Below are 274 nucleotides of genomic sequence, written 5' to 3'. Positions count from 1 at the left end.
ATGATTACGGGTTGGCGCTAGTGATTTAGCTGACATTGAAAAAGGAATTCATATGGCGGGGTCGCAAAACCTGCACACAACCGCTACGCATTTTAATAGTACCCGAGGGGCGCTTTCTAAAACGCTAAAAAAGGTTGCGGCAAACTTAGCCACGGAGCTGTTTAATCGTGTCGGCACAACCTTACTACATAAAGATAAAGGCAAAGAGTGTGTAACGCAGAGTAGGGAGTTAGTTCATAATTACCCGCAGCTTACTAGCCGGGTGATAAGCGAT

The 274-nt window shown here is 45.6% G+C and carries 1 pseudogene; it reads left to right on the top strand.

Annotated elements, in window-relative coordinates:
• Positions 1–52: 52 nt before the first annotated feature.
• Positions 53–274, top strand: a pseudogene (locus CWC04_RS19760) (LysR family transcriptional regulator); the annotation flags it as partial.

The organism is Pseudoalteromonas sp. S2893, assembly GCF_005887105.1.
In the GTDB taxonomy this organism is placed as follows: domain Bacteria; phylum Pseudomonadota; class Gammaproteobacteria; order Enterobacterales; family Alteromonadaceae; genus Pseudoalteromonas; species Pseudoalteromonas atlantica.
The sequence above is the reverse complement of the archived record's forward strand: the minus strand, read 5'-3'. Positions and strand labels throughout refer to the sequence as shown.